Source organism: Amycolatopsis sp. FDAARGOS 1241, assembly GCF_016889705.1.
GTDB lineage: Bacteria > Actinomycetota > Actinomycetes > Mycobacteriales > Pseudonocardiaceae > Amycolatopsis.
Window position 1 is genome coordinate 5,286,789 of sequence record NZ_CP069526.1, and the last position, 18,663, is coordinate 5,305,451.

Consider the following 18,663-nt stretch of genomic DNA (forward strand, 5'->3'; position numbering starts at 1 on the left):
GAAGTCCCTTCCAGTGGTGACGAAATCGGGTCCGGCCAGACCTTCTGCTCCTGGCGGGCACGGGAAACGCCGTCCCAGCCTGGAATCAAGCCCGTCCGCAGGAGGCACCATGACCCAGCACCAGCCGCAGGCCCCCGACCTGCTCGGCGACCGCTTCGCTCCGCGCCCGCATTTCACGGTCGTGCGCCACGCGGTCATCGATGCACCGATCAAGGAAGCCTACGCGGCGGCCCGCGATCTTGACCTGACCGACATCCATCGTGGACTCTTCACGACGGCCGAACGGCTGCGCGAACTGCCCGCGCGCTGGCGTCGCGGCCGGCACGGCCCGCCCCGCCGGCCGACGCGCCTGACCATCGACGACCTCGACCGCGGATCGGACTGGACCCTGCTGGGCGAGCACCCCGGTACCGAATTCGCCGTCGGCGTGGCCGGCAAGTTCTGGCGCCCCGTCATCGCCTGGCGGCGGGTGGAGCCAGAGGATTTCGCGGAATTCGCGGAACCCGGTTACGGAAAGCTCGTGATCACTTTCGGAGTCCGGCCCTACGGCGCACACCGCAGTCTGCTGACGATCGACACCCGCGTGCAGCTGACCGACCCACCCAGCTGGCTGAAGTTCCGCCGGTACTGGCGCGTCGCGTACCCGTTCACCCAGGCCGCTCACTCGACGCTGGTACGCACGATCGCGCAGGACGCGCGCGAACGGAGCCTCGCCGCGTACAGCCGCACGGACTGAGCTCGCCGCTCGGGCCGGTTCCCGCCGCGCCTGGCGGGAACCGGCTCGCGCTCGCCCGTCACGTTCCGGGCCCGGGTGTCGGCTCTGGCGCCACGTCCTTCTCGTTCTCCTCGATCGCGCGCCGCTCGCTGACCCACAGGTAGCGGCGGATCGCCGCGCTGCGCCGGTCGCGGTCGGCGACATCATGGCGTGCCTCTTCCTCGATCTGCGCCTTCTCCTTCTCGTCCATGGGTTTCTCCTGCGCGGGGTTCCTCCTGCGCGTGGGCTGTCATCGAAGGTAGGTGCGAGGCCGCCCGGAGCACTGCTTACGGACGTCCGCGGGCCTGGTGCCTTTGGTCCCTGCCAGCGAGGTGATGCGGCCCTGCCGGCGTTCCGGCTATTGATGCACACTCGGGCGATGACCCACGCGACGTTCCCGCTCGGACGGATCGTCGGCATCCGGATCGGCGCCCACTGGTCCGTGCTGATCATCGCGGTGCTGCTGGCGTACTTGCTGGCAACCAGCGTGCTCCCCGCCGGTGCCCCGGGCACGCCGCCCCCGCTGTGCTGGGCGGTCGCGACCGTCTGCGCGGTCCTGTTCCTCGCCTCGCTGCTCGCGCACGAGCTCTGCCACGCCTTCACCGCGCGGCGGTGCGGCCTGAAAGCCGAACGCATCACGCTCTGGCTGCTGGGCGGCGCCGCCGAGCTTCCCGAGGAACCGCGCACGCCCCGGGCCGCGCTGCTCGTCGCCGCGGCCGGCCCCGCCGCGAGCGTGGCCGTCGCCGGGGGCTTCCTCGGTGCCGCCGTGCTCGCGACCGGGGCCCTGCCACCGGTCGTCGTCGTGGCTCTCACCTGGCTCGGCTGGACGAACGCGGTCCTTGCGGCGTTCAACTTGTTGCCGGGCACGCCGCTGGACGGCGGCCGCATCGCCGAAGCCGTCGCCTGGAAGGTCACTGGCGACCGCGCCCGGGCGCGGCGGATCGCCGGCCGTGGCGGGCAACTCCTGGCGGCGGCGCTCGTCGGCACCGGAGTGTGGATATTCCTGACAACCGGATCGTTCGAAGGACTGTGGCTCGTGGCCATCGGCTGGTTCCTGACGTTCGCCGTGCGCAACGAACTCGTGGCGGCGCCGCTTCGGGAGGCGGTTTCCCGAATCCGGCTTGCCGACGTCATGCGACCTTCCCCTGTTACGGCTCCAGGCTGGTACACGGTCCAAGGTTTCCTTGATCTCGCGGCGGAGCTGCCCGTTCGCACCTTCCCCGTCATGTCGTTCGACGGCCGGCCGGTCGGCGTCGTCAGCCTCGGGCGGCTTGCCCGCGTGCCTGAAACCGCCCGCACGTCCACCCGGCTCGAGTCGGTGTGCACGAAGCCCCCGGCGTGCTTCGCCGGACCACCGGAAACACCTGTGACGGAGGTGCTCGGCCGGACGGCGTTGAGGCCCGGACAGGACCTCGTGCTCGTCGTCGACCACGGCGCACTCGCCGGCGTCGTCGCGCCGGCTGACCTCGCCCGCGCGCTCGAACTCGCGGAGCTCGGTGTCCTTGTGCGCCGGCGTGCCGAACTCTGACCGCTCAGGAAACCGGCAGCGTGAAAAACGCTTCCTCCTCCTGGGTGAAATGCAGGGTCAGCACAGCATCGAGGCCATACAGCGTCGCGCGAAGGTCATCGACCTGGTCGGGCTGGATCAGCTCCGGCGACTCCCGCAGGTGCCGGTCGAGCCGACGGGCGAGGCGAGCGATCTCCGTGTGGGCGCGGCTCATCGTCACCGTGCTTTGCTCTCCGCCGAGCGGCCCCACGAGCGCGGGGTACAGCTCGTGCTCCTCGGCGGCTTCGTGCGGCAGGATCTGCCGGAACAGGACCCCTCGCGCCGCCCGGACGGCGCGGTCGGCCTCAGCAGTGGGACCTTCGGCGAGCGCGTCGGCCGCCTGCCGGATCGCCAGCAGCGCCGGGCGCAATCGCTCGTGTTCCGTCTCGAACCGCTGCACCAGACGGGCGGGGGCGGGATCCGCGGCGCCAGGCACCCGTAGCGCGCGCAACGCGTTCACGATGACAGCGACGTCGATGGCCTCCTGCACGAGCGCACCCCAGACCGGTGGCAGCAGACCGAATGCCGCAGCCACCATCGCGACGAACGACAGCCCGATCCCCGCGATCGCGCTCTGCACGGCCAACCGACGCGAGCGGCGGGCGATCTCGGCGGCGTCGGCGAGCCGGGCCAGCCGGTCGTCGAGGATCACCGCATCGGCCGCCTGCGCCGCGGCGGTGGCTCCCCGCGACCCGAGCGCCACGCCCACATCGGCGGCCGCGAGCGCGGGAGCGTCGTTGATCCCGTCGCCGGTCATCACGGTCAGACCTGTCGCGTGGGCCGCGGCGACCGCTTGGAGCTTGTCCGCCGGAGTGGCCTCGGCGCGCACGTCGTCGAGTTCCAGGAGGGCGGCAACCTCCCGCGCGTTGTCGACCCGGTCGCCGGTGAGGAGCCGGATGGAGGTGATGCCCGCCCCGCGCAGCCGGCGCATGGTGCGGGCGGCGTCCGGTCTGATCCGGTCCTTCGCCAGGAGCGCCGCGATCGGCTCGCCGTCACGGTCCACCCACAGCACCGTCGCCAGGTCCAGCCGGCCGCGGCGAGCGGCGCTTCCCGCCCACGCCGGCACCGCCCGTCCGGACGGCCACCGGCCCACGCGCACACGGTGACCATCGATCCGCCCGGACACCCCGGCGCCCGGCTCTTCCCGAACGTCGGCCGCGGGCAGCCGTTCGACACCGGCGGTCTCGGCGGCCCGGACCGCAGCCGCGGCGAGGACGTGCGGAGAGTAGAACTCGACGCTGGCCGCCAGCCGCAGCGCCTCGTCTGCCCCGACGCCCGGCGCGCAGATCACATCGGCGACGTCCGGGCGCCCGGCAGTGATCGTGCCGGTCTTGTCCAGCAACAGCACGCGCGCCCGACCGAGCAACTCCAAAGCGGCACCGTCCTTCACCACGACACCCGCCCGGCTCGCCCGCGACATCCCCGCGGTCACAGCGATCGGCACCGCCAGCAGCAACGGACACGGAGTCGCGGTCACCAGCACAGCGACGGCGCGGTCGGCCACACCGGTGAGCAGCCAGGCCAGGCCCGCGAGCACCAGCGCGGCCGGCAGGAACCACACCGCGGCTCGGTCGGCGAGCCGGGCGACCGGCGCCGTGTGCGCGGCCGCCGACTCCGCCAGCCGCACCACCCCGGCGTACGTGCTGTCGCTCGCGCTCGCCGTGGCCTTGACCCCCACTGCGGCTCCGGCGTTGACGACTCCACTGTGGACGGTGTCACCCGCCGGCCGGGAGACGGGCAACGGCTCCCCCGTGAGGGCGGACTCGTCGAACAGCCCGTCCTCCGGCAGTTCCCCGTCCACGGGCACGACCTCGCCGGGCAGTACGACGACCTCGTCCCCCGTCCGCACTTGGCCCACGGGAACCGACCTGAATCCCGAACCGGCCCGCAGGTGAGCGGTGCGCGGGGCGCGGTCGAGCAGCGCCGTGAGATCACGTCCGGCGCGGCGCTGGGCCCCGGATTCGAGCACCCGCCCGGTCGCGACCATCACCGCGACCACCGCGCCGGCCAGGTATTCCCCCACTGCGAGGGTCGACCCCAGCGCCAGCACCGCCAGCGAGTCGGCGCCCCAGCGCCGGGCCCGTAGGTCCCGCACCACCCACCAGGCGGTCGGCGCCAGGGCAACCGCGGTGGCCGCAGCCCAGCACGCGCCGGAACCTGCGGTGCCGGTCACCCAGAGGACGCCACCGGCCAGCAGCAGCGCAGCCACGGCGACGAGAAATGCCGATTCGCGCAACCACCACGGCCAGACCCGGCCGCTCCGTCCTACGGATGTGTGCTCCACGGTGGACCAGCTCAATCCGCGAGCAGCACCGCTCCGCTGGTGCCCCAGCCGGAGGCCAGGTCTGCCACGGCCCGCGGTGTGTCGGCCAGGGAGCAGGACACCGCGCGGACCTGCAGGTGGTGCTCGCAGGCAGCGCAGAGGAACTCACGTGTGTCGGCTCTGGTGTCCGCGGTGACGCTGCGCACCTGGAGTTCCTGCAACAAGTGGCCCGGAGCCGGCTCCGGCCCGGTGCCAGGTTCCCAGCGCGGTGGACCGGTCGCCGTGGGTCCCGCCGAGCGGATTCGCCAGGCCCACACCTTCTCCGTCATCACCACTCCTGTCCGCAGCGGGCTTTCAGGATCGGCGCGGAGCACGCGTCGCCACGATGTCCGCAGGTCACGCTGTCCGGGGACGTTCGGCACTTCCGGCGGGAAGCCCTCGCCGGAGAGCCGTGTCGAGGTGAGCACTCGAGTCCGGAATCACCGGGAGTGGACTGTGGCTACCGCGCGACCGGCGGCTGCGGGCGGGTGCCGACGTCGTGCGCCGCCGGTGCGAACCGACGCCGGGACCACCTCGGCCCGATTTCTGACCGGAGCTCCGGCACGGACTGATCTGCCTCCCGAAGTCCCACCACCCCGGGACTTCCGGCCGCAGCGGCGGGCCAGCCCTGCTTTCTACGCTCGACGGGTGACTCCCCCTCTTCCGGCTCCCGCGCCGATCATCGCGGGCGTCGACGGTTCGGCGGAGGCAGTCGACGCTGTCCGCTGGGCCGCGCGCGCCGCGGTCCGCCACGACGTACCGCTGGAGCTCGTCCACGCGACGTCGTTTCCGGACCTCCTGGTCGGCGGTGTCGTGCCCCCGACAGAGGAGGCGAAGGTCCTCCTCCGCCGGCACGGCCGGCACCTGCTGCGCGCGGCACACGAAGTGGCGCGTGGAGCCGGCGCAGCGGACGTGCGGGAACGGCTCGACCCCGATCGTCCTGCGCCGGCGTTGCTGGACCTCGCGGGGCAAGCCTCGGCCGTGGTCGTCGGCCACGGCCAGGGCCGGTTCGGCTCCCTGCTCGCCGGCTCGGTCGCCATGGCGCTGGCAGCCCACGCGCCCCGCCCGGTCGTAGTGGCGCGCGGAGACTTGTGGGACGTGCCGGCCGCTGCCGGACCGGTGGTCGCCGGAATCGACGGCGGCCCGGACACGGTCGCGGTCGTCGCAGCCGCCTTCACCGAAGCAGCCTCCCTCGGTGCGGCATTGCTGGTGCTGCACGCGAAGAACGACCCCGACGTCGGTGAAACAGCCTCGGCGCTCGACGAGGTCTTGGAAGAGCCGAGCCGCCACCACCCCGATGTTCTCGTCGAACACACGGTGGTCGGCGGCCGGCCCCGCCACGAACTGCTCGAACGCAGCGCCAACGCACAGCTCATCGTCCTGGGCCGCCGCGGCCGCGGCGGTTTCCCCGGTCTGCTGCTCGGCTCGACGGTCCAGGCCCTCGTGCACCACGCCGCTTCCCCGGTGCTGGTCACCCACGCCGGTGTGTGACCTCGAAGATCCTTCCTTCAGCAGCCGCAATCGGCGTCACCGGGTCACGGCGCGGCATACGTGGGCTCCACCGTGCCGACGTGCGCCCGGGACTGGGGGGAGGCGAAGTTCCCTCGGCCCCGGCGACGTTCGGCCCCTCGCGAGGGCGCACGCGTGGGCCATGGTGACCCGGTGCGCACCTCGACCACTGGTCGCTCGCGATGAGTCCGCAGCTGGGCATCGCGGTGGGGTTCGGAGCGGCCAGTGCCGCCGCCGCGCTCGACGGCATCGCGACACTGCTCGAATCTTGCGCGGCACGCACGACTGGCCAGCGGCGCGCCGCCGGGCGGTGCGGTACAGCGTCGGCCTGACGGTCGGCTTCCTGGGCTGGGCCATGACGGTCATCGCGCTGCGGTTCCTGCCGGTGTTCGCGGTGCAAGCCGTGCTCGGTACGCAGATCGCGATCACAACCGTCCTTGCCCGTCGCCGTTCCCCACCTCCGTACAAGCACGCGGCCTCGTCGCAATCGGCTGCGTCGCCGGCGGCCTCGGCCTGATCGCCGCCGGGGCGACCACCCGGACAGGGCCGGTCGCCCCGGAACCGGTCGTGCTCGGGGTGCTGGCGGTCCTCGCCGTGGGGCTCGGGGTGGCCGCGCTGACGCGCGAAGGCGCAGTGCCCCGGGCCATCGTCGCCCACCTCGATCGCGCGGGCGATCCCCTTCACCGGATCGTAGGTGTCAACCAGGAGCACGGGCGCAGCCGGGAAACCTTCAACGAACGCGCGGAACGCGTCACGTTCGGGCCGGAACGCCTGGATGTATGAGTGGGCGACCGTGCCGGCGGCGCGCAGGCCGTAGCGCGCGGACCCTTCGACGTTGCTGGTGCGGCCGAATCCGGCGATCGCCGTCAGCCTCGCCGCGGCCAACGCAGCGTCACACCCGTGCGCACGCCGCGCCGAGAAATCGACCAGTTCGGCGTGCGGAGCAGCGAGCCGGCACCGGGCGGCCTTCGTGGCGACGGCGGTCGCGAACGTGACGAAATTCAGCAGCATCGTCTCCACTAGCTGCGCCTCCGGCAACGGCGCAGTGACCTCCAGCAGCGGCTCCGCCGCGAAGACCACCCGGCCTTCGGGGACCGCGCGGACGTCGCCGGTGAATCGGAGCCGGGACAGCGCCTCGACGTCGGCTGCCGATAACCCGAGCCCCTGTCCCGGATACGCCAGCTCCTCGGGCTCGAACCGGCAGTCCTGCAGCGGGTCGAGGCAATTCGTGAGCCCGGCCGCAACCGAGAACCCCCGATCCCGCGGCAGGTCACGGACGAACAGGCTGAACGTGGCCGGGCCGGTCATGCCGCGACGCAAGTAGCTCGCGGCCATCCGGATCTCGTAGAGGTCCGTGCGCGACACGTTCACCCAGTCCACCTCCACGAAATCGTTCGCGACCCCGAAGCTACGAGTGCCCTCGCGCGGCTCCGGAGAGTCGCACGGCCTTCGTCGCGACGACGATGGTCACCGTCGCGCGGCAGCAGAGGGCTTTCGCCTCTTTCCGCGGCGCGGCAAGCACCGATTGGCTGGACGTGGGACCAACGACGAGAGGTGCATCCGATGCAGACCGTGGACACCGGTGACCTGGCGCTCGACACCTACCGCACCGTCGCGCCGGAATGGATCCTCGATTCGCTGGCCTCCGTAGCGGAACACCTACGGGGGGCGCGTGTGCTCCACCTGAGCGCCACGCCCTACGGCGGCGGGGTGTCGGAACTCCTGCGGTCGGTCGTCCCGCTCTACAACGACCTCGGCCTGCACACGGAGTGGCAGATCATCAACGGCGACCCCGCCTTCTTCGCCGCCACCAAAAAACTCCACAACGCACTGCAAGGCGCACCGGATCCGCTGACCGCCGCCGAACGAGCTGTCTACGAGGAAACCACCCGACGCAACGCCACCGACCTCGGCGAGGCTCCCGACTTCTCGTCGTGGGATTTCGTCTTCGTCCACGACCCGCAACCGGCCGCCTTGCGGTCGTTCGTGCGCAGCTCGCGAGCCCGCTGGATTTGGCGCTGCCACATCGACACCTCGCAACCGCACCCCGAAACGTGGGGATACCTCGAGAAGTTCATCGCCCCCTACGACTCGACGGTGTTCACGCTCGCGGAGTTCGTCCCGCCGTCGCTGTCCGGTGACCGCGTCGACGTCATCCCGCCGGCCATCGACCCACTGAGCCCGAAGAACATGTCGCTCGACGAACGCACCGCGCACGCGGTCCTGAACTGGATCGGTATCGAGCCCGCGCAGCCGCTGGTCACCCAGGTCTCCCGCTTCGACCCGTGGAAAGACCCACTCGGCGTGATCGAAGCGTACCGGCTGGTCCGCGACGAGGTCCCGAACCTGCAGCTCGCCTTGGTGGGTTCCATGGCGCTCGACGACCCGGAGGCCTGGGAGGTCTACCGCACGATCAGCGACGCGACCCGGACCGATGGCGGCGTCCACGTGTTCACGAACCTCACCGGCGTCGGCAACATCGAAGTCAACGCCTTCCAGCGCACGTCGGCGGTGATGGTGCAGAAGTCCATCCGCGAAGGGTTCGGCCTGGTCGTCTCCGAAGCCTTGTGGAAGAGCACACCCGTCGTGGCGGGCCGAGCCGGCGGGATCCCCCTGCAAGTCGCCGACGACTCGGGCGGAGTGCTGGTCGACTCCACGGAAAACTGCGCGAAGGCGCTGGCCGAGCTGCTGACCGACCACGCCCGGTCCGCCGCACTGGCCGCCGCCGGCCACGAACGGGTCCGCCGCCACTTCCTCATACCCCGCCTCGTGCTCGACGAGCTGACCCTGCTCGATGGCCTCGCCCACGGCGACCAGCCCGGTGCCTTGATGACCCGCGGCGGGCACCGGGACCCGATCTGCGGACTGTCCACGACACCCGGCGACGAATCCTTCACCGCGCTGCGCGACGGCGTGCTCCACCGGTTCTGCTCGCAGTCGTGCCGCACCGCGTACCTCGAATCCGGGGGGCCGAACCGATGACCGTGAAACCGTGGCACGGAGGCGAACTCCGCCGCGACGCCGAAACACACGGGTGGTCGATCCTGGCCGCCGGCCGGGCGGCCCGGCCGCACGTGCCGGCCCGCACCGGCTGCCCCCTCTGCCCCGGCCCGGGCGAAGACACCCCCGCCGAAACCTGGCGGCTCGCCGGCGATGACGGCTGGCGCGTGCGTGCGGTGCACAACCGGTACGCGCTGTCCGACCGGCACGAGGTGGTCATCGAATCACCGCGCCACGACTGGGATCCGGCGACCGCTGCGGTGTCCGAAGTGGCCGATGTGCTGACGGCCTGGCAGGTGCGGCATCGCGCGCTGCGAGCCGACGCGGCCCAAGTCGCCGTCTTCCGCAACTACGGCACGGCCGCGGGAATCTCGCTGTCACACCCGCACTCCCAGGTGGCCGGCCTGCCGGTTCTGTCGCCGGCCACCCGCCGCGGGCTTGAGATCGCCCGCGAACACCACGCCACGACCGGCCGGTGTCTCGCGAACGACGAGCTCAAAGCCGAGCTCACGACCGGCACCAGGATCGTCTACGCCGACGAGCACGTCATCGCGTACACCCCCTTCGCACCGACCGCCGACTGTGAACTGAGGTTGACCCTGCGTGAGCCGCGAGCGGACTTCGCAGCCGCGCCACGCCACAGCGTCGAGGAGCTGGCCCGGTGCTTGCGCGCCGTCCTGGCGGCACTGCGGGCCGAATTCGACGATCCCGCCTACAACCTGGTCGTGCACACCGCGCCGACCGGATTCGAGGACGCCCCATTCCTCGGGTGGGGCCTGCAGCTGGTGCCCCGGCTGGCGATCGCAGCCGGGCTGGAACTCGCGACGGGGATCCCCGTCGTCACCGTAGCCCCGGAACGGTCCGCGGCGCGGCTGCGCAACCGTCTCGCCGCCGCTGCAGTGTGAGCCCGAGCAGCCGCGGAGGCCGACCGCTCAGGAATGCGCCCGCTTCGCCAGCTCCGCGTACCACTCCTGCTGCCACTTGCGACCGCGACGACGGTTGAGTGCGAACACCGAGGTCCCATAGGCCAGTGCCAGGGCCAAGCACGTCACGAAGTACAGGCCCACCGCGGCGGCGACCGCGTTGACCACGGCGGCAGCGGAGGACAACGGCGCGGCGACGACCGCCCCAGAGCCGTCGACCCAGATCTGAACCTGATCACCGCGATGAGTGCCCGCGTCCGCCTTCACCTGTCCGGTGTGGCGCGTCCCGTCGGGACCGGGCCACGTCGCGTCGGTCGGCCTCGGGACACCGACCTCGCCGCTGCGGCCCGTGACGGAGACCGGCGGCCCGTCGGCGAGCAGCGTCGCGATCGCCGGCCGATCTTCGGCGAGCTCCCGGACAGACTGCTGCTTCTGCGCGGCGTACACCGCCGACCCGGCCGCCGCGGAGAACGGGATCGCGACCAACGCCACCACAATCACCACCAGCACAAGCCCGGCCTGCACGCGGTCCGAGGTCCGCGCAATCGAGCCTCGGCCGGGAATGAGCAGGTGCCGCCACCGCAGCAAGCGATTCGCCGACGGAGCCATGTCTCACACCTTCCCTTCCCCGGGACGGGTTTTCGCCCACCAGCATGGAACGGGCACCGGCCGGACCGAAGAGGCCTTGTGCCCGCGACGAGCGGGCCGCGGGTCCCCGCCACTCGACCGTGCTGCCCGACGCGCGAGGACCAAAGACCCTTGGCCGGCCGGCGAGCCACCGGTCAAGGTCGGACCGGACGAGGACGAACGGAGACCGCCGTGCAGACGCGCGACATCATGACCACGCCGGTCATCGCGGTGACCCCGTCCACTTCACTCGCGGAAGCCGCAGGCGTGATGACCGAACGCGGCTTCACCACGATGCCCGTCGTCGACCACACGGGCAAGCTCGTCGGCCTGGTCACCGAAGCCGACGTCGCGCAGGCCGGTCTGCCCGGCGCGGCGGGGGAAAACCGGCGACCAGGACGGCGGCGCCATGTTCAGCGGCCACGGCACGGTCGCCGCGGTGATGCGCACCCCGGCCGTTGCCGTGCCGGGTGACCTCGACCCGGCCGAGCTCACCCGCTGCATGAACGACACCGGTGTGCGCGCGCTGCCCGTGGTGGATGAAGGCGCCCTGGTCGGCATCGTGACCTTGCAGGACGTGCTCCGAACACTGCCAGCGTCAGGACCGTCCTGAAAGGTCGGTCACCGCAGCGGCGCATCGCGCACCGTCGTCACCTCGGCCACCGGCCGGCGAGAGGTCGTCCGGACCGGCAGGCCGTGACCGATGCGCACCAAGGTGTGGGGTTGCCCGACACCCCGGAACAGCTCCAGCAGCGGCCCGCGGGTACCGGGTGTCTCGAACGCCTGGGACACGCACGACGTGGCCAGACCGTCGGCGGTTGCGGCCAACAGCACCCGTTGCAGGGCGAGGCCGGCCCGCACGTCCGCGGCCGGGCCGTGGTCGCGGGTCAGCACGACGGCCAGAGACGGGTCCTGCTCGAACGGCCGGGACGGGAGGGCGGAGTTCTCATGGGAAGACCGCAACGGCAGCACCGTGGGCATCTCCGGCGGCGGTCCGAAGGCGACCGTAGGCACCCCATCCGGGCTCTCCGGTGCACGACCGGTCCAGTGAGCGGACTCGGTCCGGAACGCCGCGTCGGCGGCCTGCACCGCCTCGGCCCGCCGGACGAGCGTAGTCACCTTCGCGTAGCGGTCCGACCCGTCGAGGAACACCAGCAGTCCCCCTGCCGCCAGCGCCGCCGACTGCAGCCGGGACCGCGCAGGGCCCGAAACCGGGCGCGCGGAGAAGGGGCGGCGGTTCGTGTGCCGGCGGAAAATCGCCTCCGCCAGCCGCCGGTCGGACGCCGATGATCCGCAGTCCCCGTCGATGCGGATCACGGCGAGCAGATCGCATTCGGCCGGGTCGGGCAGGACTCGCGCGGCGGCGCTGAACCCATTGACCCGCAGCATGAGGACGAGGTTGTACACGGCTGCTCCGCAGGACAGCCGCGCCTCACGCGCAGCGGGGTCGGCGACCGTCAACACCCGGTTCCGGTCGAGCCACACCTCGATCTGCGGGCCGTCCACGACGAACCGCCATGGCTGGGTGTTGTGCGGCGACGGGGCGCGTACCGCCGCGGCAAGCGCTTGTTCCACGGCGGAGGGGAGGGCAGCGCTCATAAGGTGCTCCTCGGCGGGTCGTCGGGTTCGGCCCCCGTGCCGGGAAAGTCACCCGGCAGCAGATCGGTCAGGGGACGGCGGGGTAGAGGGGGCACCGGGTCGGCCGGGTGGCTGAAGCGGAAGATCGCCTGCGGACGGCCAGGCAACTCCAGTCGCTCGGCGAGCAGCTCGCGGAAGCCGAGCAGGTGCAACGGCTGGGTGAGGACCGAGCCCACCAGACCGCGGGCGGCGGCTTCCACCCAGGTCCGTTCGACCGCAGCCCCTGCGGCCAGGTGCTCAGGCCTGGTGTCCCGGTCGGTGCAGAACACGAGAAAGCGCCCGGGTCGGAGCCGTTTGGTCACCCGCGCGTCGTCGGGTACTGGCGTGTCCGGCCGCACGAGACCCGCGGCCGGCAGCGCTTCATCGCTCAACGACCCTTCGGGCACACCGTCTTCAGCGCCCAGGCCGTGGAAGCCGCACGTGTGGGCGATCCACATCCACAGCTCACGCTGGTACGCCGGGTCGGCACGGAACACGCGAGTGGCGAAGCCGAGCATCTCGCCCAGCGCATCGAGGTGGCCGGGCACAACGGCGCGCACACCCGGCTCGCCAGCGGCCGCCGCCACAGCGGAACAGTCTACTTCGGACACTTCATTCCCGGCGAACCACCGGCGGTGGCTCCTTCGGCGACTAATGGCGTGGTAGCGCACGAGCTCGACGGAGTCCGGGCTCGCACCCGGGTCGGCGCGCACGGTCGCGACGACCGCGCCTGTGCGGGGAAACGAGGTCGTGCCGCACCGCCGGAGCACGCGAGCAGCCGGCTGCAAGTGCGCGAGCGCAGCGCCGCATGACATGGTGCGGTCGCGGCCGTCCGGGTCGTGCCTGGGTAGCCAGATTTCCGTGCGCTCAACGAGGTCGGCGTCGGAGTAGTGAATGCGCAGGCGCCACGGCTGCGTGTTGTGCACGGACGGGGCCCGGCTCACCGCGCGTGCGAGCACAGCGATCTCGGAAGGGGCGAGGGCCACCGCCGACGGCGAGGTCGTCATCTTCACTCCTGCACCCGGAGACGAGCACTCCGGCGCATTCCATGCTCGCCGCGGCCACAGTTCGCCGCTGGGGCCCAAAGTCCCCGCCGCCACGGCGGACGGCCCTAGCCGCCGGGCGCCGCATGCACCGACGCTCGACCGGTCATCGACGAAAGGCGAATGCGATGGGTTCCGCAACCTCGGCCGCCGGCCGCTTGATCGTCGTCGGCTTCGACGGCTCTCGCTCCAGCGACGCGGCGCTGCGCTGGGTGCTCGGCGTCGCCGCCCAGCCTGGGGACGCAGTGCACGCCGTGATGGTGCTGCCCACCGAAACCCTGCTACCCGGTACGTCGTGGGCGCTGCAGCCGCACGGCCGCCGCCCTGCCGGATCCTACTCACCGCACGAACACATCGCGAACATTCGCGCGGAGTTCGCGGAAGCGTCACCCGTTACGATCTCGACTCCACAAGGCCATCCGGCCACCGAGCTGATCACCGCGTCCACTGACGCCGACCTCCTCGTCGTCGGTGCCCGCGGTGCGGGGCGGACACGCGAGCTCCTGCTGGGCAGCGTCTCACGGGAGTGCGTGCGCTACTCCCGCTGCCCCGTCGTGGTCGTCACGCCCGAAGCCGCCCGCCGCCTCGTCCCCACCCCGACGGGTTGAGTCACGGCCACGGAACGGCCGCCGACGAGGATGGGCGTAATTTCCTCCCGCAGCAACGGTTCCTCGTCGTCGCTGATCAAGCCCAGCGGCCCGTGGTCCTCCGGCGAGTGCCCGATACGCTCCGCACGACGGCGCGTTTGATGCCGACGTAGACGACTGCGCGAGGTCACAGGCGCCGCCGAGCACGCCCAGTGCGCCGTCGCGAGCCTCGCCGAGACCGACTGCGGCCTGGGCCTGCACGATCCGCCGCAGCGGGGCGTCCAGCTCGAGCCCTGACGCGACGACCAGCACCGCCTCAAGCAGACCGTCCATCGTGCCTCGAGTGCCGATCAAGGCCTCGATGCGGTTCCGCAGGTCCCGGAGGGAACCACGCAACTTCAGTTGCGAGCAGTTCCGGACATGCGGCCGGCGTCGTGACCGACCTCGTGCCCTCCCCGTCATCTGCGACATTTCGGAAGAAATGACTTTCGCCTCTGTAGTCCTTTCCAGAGTCCGCGCAAGCTGGACTCCGGACAGAAACGCATCACGAGTTTGCCGCTTCCCGCGGCTCGGGAGACCGATGAATTTTCACGTGGCTCCGGCCGGACGGCTCAGCGCCGATCAGGTCACCTCGGTGATTCGCGCAGCCACGCTCGCACCCTCCACCCACAACACCCAACCGTGGCTGTTCACCACCGACCGCGATGCGATCGAGCTCTACGCCGACCCTGATCGCGTGTTGCCGGCCGCCGACCCCGATCGGCGCGAACTCCTGCTCTCCTGCGGAGCCGCACTGGTGAACCTGCGCATCGCAATCCGCGCCCTCGGCGTGCACCCAGCCACGACGCTGTTCCCCCGGCGCGACGAACCCGACTTGCTCGCCGCCGTCCTGCCCACCACAGCAGCCCCGGTCGATGCCCGGTCGGTCGTGCTGGCCCACGCGATCCCGCGCCGGCACACCAATCGCACCCCGTTCACCGCGAAAGCGGTTCCTCAGGAGATCGTCGGCCTGGTCCGTCACGCAGCGGAAGCGGAAGCGGTCTGGTTGCCGCGCCTGGACGAGGAACAACTCGCCGGACTCCGCGAACTGGTTCACGAAAGTCACCTCGTCCAGTCGGCCGATCCGGCGTTCCTCGCCGAATGGCAGCGGTGGACCGGCCGCGCGCCCACCAGCCGGGACGGCGTGCCCTTCGCGGCCGGCGGTACCGCGGCGGACGACGACTCCTGGGTCCTGCGAGACTTCGGAGAGCGCGCCACCCCAGTCACTTCGGCGAGCCCGCCTCTGGTGGTCGTGATCGGTTCCTTCGGCGACACGCCTGCCGATCGGCTGCGCGCGGGCCAGGCGATGCAGCGGGTGCTGCTGACCGCCACTGCGCATGGTCTCGACGCCTCGTTCATCTCCCAGCCGGTCGAGGTCCGTGCGACCCGACTCCGGCTCCGGCGTCTGCTCGGAGACGGGCTGTGGCCCCAGATCGTGCTACGCCTCGGTTACGGCGAGCCCGTGGCGTGGACTCCGCGACGGACACTCGGCGACGTGCTCGTCGACCGGTCGTCGCTGTTCGCTTGACGGCTAAACCGGTTTGTTGCGAGCGTTTCAGCTGGGTACCGACCAGGTAAGCCGGGTCTTCCCGGATGCACGCTCGACGGTCAGCGCGCCGCCGCGTTCCCTTGCCTTCTGCCCCAACGCGGCCAGCTCCGGTGCCGCCGCCCGCGCCAGATCCCCCTTGCCGTCACACTGCACGACCGCCGTGAGCCGGTGCGGAGCTGCGCTGATTTCCACGTCCACCGCCGTGGCCGCGGCGTGAGCGGCGACGAGCCGCAGCGCCTCTCCGACGAACGGGTCCACCGCGTCCGCTGGGTGGGTGTCCAGCTTGCCCGTGAAGCGGGTGGCCGGAACCAGCCCCAGCGTCGGCGCTGCTTCCAGACAGCACGCGCAGCACCTCGTCGCGAAGCGGCACCCGCCGGACCGGGGCCACGTCGTCAAGCCGGAACACGGTTGCCTGCACGTGGTCGATGATGTCGTCCAGGCCGGCGATCGATTCGCGCAGCCGGGCCGCGACGAACGGGGACTTCGCCAGCCCCAGCGTGGTCTGCAACGACAGGCTCTCGGCATACAGGCGCTGCACGATCTCGCCGTGCAGTTCGGCCGCAATCCGGTCGCGTTCGTCATGCAGGGCGTTCAGCTGCTGCTCTGCCCTCGCCTGCGCCAATTCGACCGCCACCGCGGCCTGATCCGCGAACCCGGCGGCCATCTTCAGATCCTCGTCGGTGAACGGCGGCCGGCCAGCCCGGCGCGCGGCGGTCAGCACCCCGGTCACCCGACCGTGGCTGGTCAACGGCACCGCGAGCACCGCATCGATGTCCAGCTCGACCACCGGTACGCGGCCCAGCCGTTCCCGCTCCTTCGGCCAGGAACCCACCCTTGGTCTCCCGGTCGCCATCACCGTGCCGGCCATCGTGGCCTCGGCGGGGATGAGCACGCCGAGCAACGCCTCCGCTTCGAGGCCCACCGCGCGGTCCACCCGCAGCAAGTTCGCGTCGCCGCTTGGACGGATGATCGTGACCAGATCCGCGGCCGCCAATTCCCGCATGTGGCTCGCGACGAGATCCAGCGGGCTTCCCTGGTCGGGCGACAGCAACTCACGGGCTATCGCGCCCGACGCACGGAGCCAGGCCTGCCGGCTCTGCGCGGTTTCGTACAACCGCGCGTTCTCGATGGCGCCGCCGGCCGCGGCAGCCAGCGCGAGGGCAAGCTGCTCGTCCTCAGCGCCGAACCGGCCCCGGGTCCCGTCGCACAGGTACAGGTTGCCGAAAACGCTGTCCCGCACCCGGATCGGCACGCCGAGGAAGCTCTCCATCGGCGGGTGTCCCGGCGGGAACCCGATGGACCGCAGGTCGTCCTGGAGCCGGGTCAGCCGGATCGGCCGCGGGTCATCGATCAGCGCGCCGAGCAGACCTAGGCCCTCGGGCAGGTGCCCGATCCGGGTGATCGCGTCCGCACCCATGCCACCGTGCACGAACTCCGTCAGCCGTCCGTCCGCGCCGATCACCCCCAGCGCCGCGTACCGCGCGCCGATCAGTTCGCGGGCGACGTCGACGATCCGCCGCAGCAGCGCCGGGAGGGCGAGGTCACTGGTGATCATCTGCGTCGCTCGCAGCAGGCTTCTCAGACGGCCCTGGGTACCGATGACTTCCTGGGCGCGTTCGACCAACTGGCCCAGCAACTGGTCCAGCTCCAGCCGGGGCTGGTCGGGAAACGTCACCCGGCCTGACTCGGCTTCGTCGTGCTCGCTCACCCCGGCTCCCGCTTCTGGAAAGCCCTCGTCGGTCGAAACCGCGAAGCGCCCCAGTGTCGTCACATCTGTGGGAAAACGTCAACCCCGGCGCCCTCCAGACTCAACGCCGCTGGATCAACGTGTGGAGTTGCGGTGCACGTTGTTCGGGCGACCAAGTCGTCGTAATGCATTGGCCAGGTGGGACGTGTGTGATCGCTCGCCCACCACGTGATCGCAATACCCCGCACCTGCGCTGAGGTACATCATGTCGACGAGGTCGTTGTTCCGCCGACGAATGCTGCCGTTCGACAGTTTCTCGTGGAGGACTTCTCGAAACAAGCCGAGCGCAGGCATGTGCGAGACGTCCCCTTCGCTGTGGTCGAGGTACCAGTCAGACATCTGTTCGGGCGTGATACCGACTTGGGCGGACGCCGCCGCGAGTTCACCGCCGAGGTCCGCCAGGAATTTCACATGCGTCCGACGGCGCTTCAGCTCGCTACCGCTCGGGTTGTCTCGCAGGAACTCGGTGAACCGTTGCAAGTCGGCCGTCCATCCGTCGACCGGTTTCATGGCAACGTGCTCACCGTCGAGCATCGTGTCGACGATGCCACTGATGCAGGTGAGGGCGTGGATAACCCACCGCAGCTCGGGCGGCAGGTCCGTCGGGACTGCAGGCAGGCGCATCTGCGCCCCCGCGTGAACGGCGTTGGGCTCGAGCGTGACGGCGGCCGGCGGCAAGAGGCAGCGGGCGAGGTATCGGGTCGTGAGGCCCTGGCGCAGTTCGAAGCGACGAAGATCCACCGGGTCGCGAAGCTGCCACCACGCTGACAGCTGCACGATCGTCAGCGCGCGCCGGTACCTCTGCTCCGCGTCGCCCTGTTTGCAGGTTTCGGCCATGTGCGCCGAGCACATCGGAAGGATCACCTCGCCGCGACGTGCCAGCTCGATCAGCCGCAGAGCGGCGGCCTGCTCGCGCTCGTTGGGCACCCGATCAGGTTGGTGGATCGCGTTGGCCAGCCTGCTCCAGTCCTTCTGGTCGAGGTAGATCGTTGTCCGCCCCTTCACCGGGGCGAATTCGACGGCTGAAGGAAGCTCCACGACGATGTTATGCCCACGCGTGGTTTGGAGGTGCAACTGCCGTGACTGCGGGAGGTGCGTCGACGAGATGATGGCGCTGGTCACCTGGAAGCCCTCGCGGCCGATCGACGCTGAGACGACCCGCCCGTCGGTGAAGACGACCGACATGGCCCCGTCACGGTCGATGCGGAGGGCAGACATGCCGTCGAACACCGATGCGGTCACCACGTCCCGATCTTGTCCGAGCGGTCGACGAAAAGCGCCACACAGCTCACAGCGGGGACCGTACCGCGAGCCACCGACACTTCACGGCGCTGTGCTCGGCTGACCCATTTCCACTCCCGCACCTCCGGCAGATCCTCACCGTGCTCGGTGATCCACCGCCCAAGGAGCTCGTGTTCGA

General features: G+C 71.1%; 19 protein-coding genes. 10 read left to right on the top strand and 9 right to left on the bottom strand.

The annotated features are described in order from the left end of the window. The first annotated feature begins 109 nt into the window (after positions 1 to 109). On the top strand, positions 110 to 736 hold the full coding sequence (locus I6J71_RS25965) for a hypothetical protein (protein ID WP_204089246.1): 627 nt from the start codon (positions 110 to 112) through the stop codon (positions 734 to 736). A gap of 58 nt (positions 737 to 794) precedes the next feature. On the opposite strand, the gene I6J71_RS25970 is transcribed toward I6J71_RS25965, so the two are convergent. Beyond that, complete coding sequence (locus tag I6J71_RS25970; protein WP_204089247.1) at positions 795 to 965, bottom strand: hypothetical protein; 171 nt, start codon at positions 963 to 965, stop codon at positions 795 to 797. 168 nt (positions 966 to 1,133) lie between these two features. On the opposite strand from I6J71_RS25970, the gene I6J71_RS25975 reads away from it, so the two are divergent. Next, a complete protein-coding gene (locus tag I6J71_RS25975) occupies positions 1,134 to 2,282 on the top strand; it encodes a site-2 protease family protein (protein ID WP_204089248.1) in 1,149 nt (382 codons plus the stop codon). A 4-nt stretch (positions 2,283 to 2,286) separates the two neighbouring features. Here I6J71_RS25975 and I6J71_RS25980 read toward each other — a convergent pair whose 3' ends face one another. Both I6J71_RS25980 and I6J71_RS25985 read right to left on the bottom strand, forming a co-directional pair. After that, the gene (locus I6J71_RS25980; RefSeq protein ID WP_370541974.1) at positions 2,287 to 4,509 is read right to left on the bottom strand and encodes a heavy metal translocating P-type ATPase; all 2,223 of its coding nucleotides are present in this window, start codon (positions 4,507 to 4,509) and stop codon (positions 2,287 to 2,289) included. Positions 4,510 to 4,595: 86 nt separating this feature from the next. Next, complete coding sequence (locus I6J71_RS25985; RefSeq protein ID WP_204089249.1) at positions 4,596 to 4,892, bottom strand: hypothetical protein; 297 nt, start codon at positions 4,890 to 4,892, stop codon at positions 4,596 to 4,598. A gap of 358 nt (positions 4,893 to 5,250) precedes the next feature. Between I6J71_RS25985 and I6J71_RS25990 the strand changes: the two genes are divergently transcribed. Continuing rightward, on the top strand, positions 5,251 to 6,093 hold the full coding sequence (locus tag I6J71_RS25990) for a universal stress protein (RefSeq protein ID WP_204089250.1): 843 nt from the start codon (positions 5,251 to 5,253) through the stop codon (positions 6,091 to 6,093). Positions 6,094 to 6,129: 36 nt separating this feature from the next. On the opposite strand, the gene I6J71_RS25995 is transcribed toward I6J71_RS25990, so the two are convergent. Further along, the gene (locus I6J71_RS25995; RefSeq protein ID WP_239153912.1) at positions 6,130 to 7,419 is read right to left on the bottom strand and encodes a hypothetical protein; all 1,290 of its coding nucleotides are present in this window, start codon (positions 7,417 to 7,419) and stop codon (positions 6,130 to 6,132) included. 255 nt (positions 7,420 to 7,674) lie between these two features. Here I6J71_RS25995 and I6J71_RS26000 point away from each other — a divergent pair, with 255 nt between their 5' ends. Both I6J71_RS26000 and I6J71_RS26005 read left to right on the top strand, forming a co-directional pair. Next, a complete protein-coding gene (locus tag I6J71_RS26000; RefSeq protein ID WP_204089252.1) occupies positions 7,675 to 9,093 on the top strand; it encodes a glycosyltransferase in 1,419 nt (472 codons plus the stop codon). Continuing rightward, entirely contained in the window at positions 9,090 to 10,016 is a 927-nt protein-coding gene (locus I6J71_RS26005) for a galactose-1-phosphate uridylyltransferase (protein ID WP_204089253.1), read from the top strand. The genes I6J71_RS26000 and I6J71_RS26005 overlap by 4 nt, the downstream gene beginning before the upstream one ends. A 27-nt stretch (positions 10,017 to 10,043) precedes the next feature. Here I6J71_RS26005 and I6J71_RS26010 read toward each other — a convergent pair whose 3' ends face one another. Further along, positions 10,044 to 10,643 carry a hypothetical protein gene (locus tag I6J71_RS26010; protein WP_204089254.1) on the bottom strand — a complete coding sequence of 200 codons (600 nt, stop codon included), beginning with the start codon at positions 10,641 to 10,643 and terminating at the stop codon, positions 10,044 to 10,046. A 210-nt stretch (positions 10,644 to 10,853) separates the two neighbouring features. Here I6J71_RS26010 and I6J71_RS26015 point away from each other — a divergent pair, with 210 nt between their 5' ends. Next, positions 10,854 to 11,135 carry an HPP family protein gene (locus tag I6J71_RS26015; protein WP_239153913.1) on the top strand — a complete coding sequence of 94 codons (282 nt, stop codon included), beginning with the start codon at positions 10,854 to 10,856 and terminating at the stop codon, positions 11,133 to 11,135. Then, a complete protein-coding gene (locus I6J71_RS48855; RefSeq protein WP_239155440.1) occupies positions 11,104 to 11,274 on the top strand; it encodes a CBS domain-containing protein in 171 nt (56 codons plus the stop codon). The genes I6J71_RS26015 and I6J71_RS48855 overlap by 32 nt, the downstream gene beginning before the upstream one ends. An 8-nt stretch (positions 11,275 to 11,282) precedes the next feature. Here I6J71_RS48855 and I6J71_RS26020 read toward each other — a convergent pair whose 3' ends face one another. Together I6J71_RS26020 and I6J71_RS26025 are read right to left on the bottom strand one after the other, a co-directional pair. Continuing rightward, positions 11,283 to 12,260, bottom strand: coding sequence for a hypothetical protein (locus tag I6J71_RS26020; protein WP_204089255.1), 978 nt, complete (start codon positions 12,258 to 12,260; stop codon positions 11,283 to 11,285). Then, the gene (locus I6J71_RS26025) at positions 12,257 to 13,285 is read right to left on the bottom strand and encodes a nitroreductase (protein ID WP_204089256.1); all 1,029 of its coding nucleotides are present in this window, start codon (positions 13,283 to 13,285) and stop codon (positions 12,257 to 12,259) included. Before I6J71_RS26025 ends, I6J71_RS26020 begins: the two co-directional genes overlap by 4 nt. Before the next feature lie 164 nt (positions 13,286 to 13,449). Between I6J71_RS26025 and I6J71_RS26030 the strand changes: the two genes are divergently transcribed. Beyond that, positions 13,450 to 13,929 (top strand): universal stress protein, encoded by a 480-nt coding sequence (locus I6J71_RS26030; RefSeq protein WP_204089257.1) that lies wholly within the window; start codon positions 13,450 to 13,452, stop codon positions 13,927 to 13,929. A gap of 322 nt (positions 13,930 to 14,251) precedes the next feature. Beyond that, positions 14,252 to 15,475 carry a hypothetical protein gene (locus I6J71_RS26035; protein ID WP_370541975.1) on the top strand — a complete coding sequence of 408 codons (1,224 nt, stop codon included), beginning with the start codon at positions 14,252 to 14,254 and terminating at the stop codon, positions 15,473 to 15,475. Positions 15,476 to 15,638: 163 nt separating this feature from the next. Here I6J71_RS26035 and I6J71_RS26040 read toward each other — a convergent pair whose 3' ends face one another. Continuing rightward, positions 15,639 to 16,988, bottom strand: a complete 1,350-nt coding sequence (locus I6J71_RS26040) for a GAF domain-containing protein (RefSeq protein ID WP_239155442.1) — start codon at positions 16,986 to 16,988, stop codon at positions 15,639 to 15,641. Here I6J71_RS26040 and I6J71_RS48860 point away from each other — a divergent pair. Further along, a complete protein-coding gene (locus I6J71_RS48860; protein ID WP_239155628.1) occupies positions 16,881 to 17,180 on the top strand; it encodes a hypothetical protein in 300 nt (99 codons plus the stop codon). The two genes, I6J71_RS26040 and I6J71_RS48860, sit on opposite strands and share 108 nt — an antisense overlap. 138 nt (positions 17,181 to 17,318) lie before the next feature. Here the strand turns inward: I6J71_RS48860 and I6J71_RS26045 are convergent, their stop codons facing one another. Next, a complete protein-coding gene (locus I6J71_RS26045; protein WP_204089259.1) occupies positions 17,319 to 18,488 on the bottom strand; it encodes a hypothetical protein in 1,170 nt (389 codons plus the stop codon). Positions 18,489 to 18,663 lie beyond the last annotated feature (175 nt).

Coding starts and splice junctions, on each gene's coding strand:
- I6J71_RS25985 (WP_204089249.1), bottom strand. CDS start 4,892: ATGACGGAGAAGGTGTGGGCCTGGCGAATCCGCTCGGCGGGACCCACG.
- I6J71_RS25975 (WP_204089248.1), top strand. CDS start 1,134: ATGACCCACGCGACGTTCCCGCTCGGACGGATCGTCGGCATCCGGATC.
- I6J71_RS26005 (WP_204089253.1), top strand. CDS start 9,090: ATGACCGTGAAACCGTGGCACGGAGGCGAACTCCGCCGCGACGCCGAA.
- I6J71_RS26030 (WP_204089257.1), top strand. CDS start 13,450: ATGGGTTCCGCAACCTCGGCCGCCGGCCGCTTGATCGTCGTCGGCTTC.
- I6J71_RS25995 (WP_239153912.1), bottom strand. CDS start 7,419: ATGACCGGCCCGGCCACGTTCAGCCTGTTCGTCCGTGACCTGCCGCGG.
- I6J71_RS48855 (WP_239155440.1), top strand. CDS start 11,104: ATGCGCACCCCGGCCGTTGCCGTGCCGGGTGACCTCGACCCGGCCGAG.
- I6J71_RS26025 (WP_204089256.1), bottom strand. CDS start 13,285: ATGACGACCTCGCCGTCGGCGGTGGCCCTCGCCCCTTCCGAGATCGCT.
- I6J71_RS26000 (WP_204089252.1), top strand. CDS start 7,675: ATGCAGACCGTGGACACCGGTGACCTGGCGCTCGACACCTACCGCACC.
- I6J71_RS25965 (WP_204089246.1), top strand. CDS start 110: ATGACCCAGCACCAGCCGCAGGCCCCCGACCTGCTCGGCGACCGCTTC.
- I6J71_RS26010 (WP_204089254.1), bottom strand. CDS start 10,643: ATGGCTCCGTCGGCGAATCGCTTGCTGCGGTGGCGGCACCTGCTCATT.
- I6J71_RS26020 (WP_204089255.1), bottom strand. CDS start 12,260: ATGAGCGCTGCCCTCCCCTCCGCCGTGGAACAAGCGCTTGCCGCGGCG.
- I6J71_RS25970 (WP_204089247.1), bottom strand. CDS start 965: ATGGACGAGAAGGAGAAGGCGCAGATCGAGGAAGAGGCACGCCATGAT.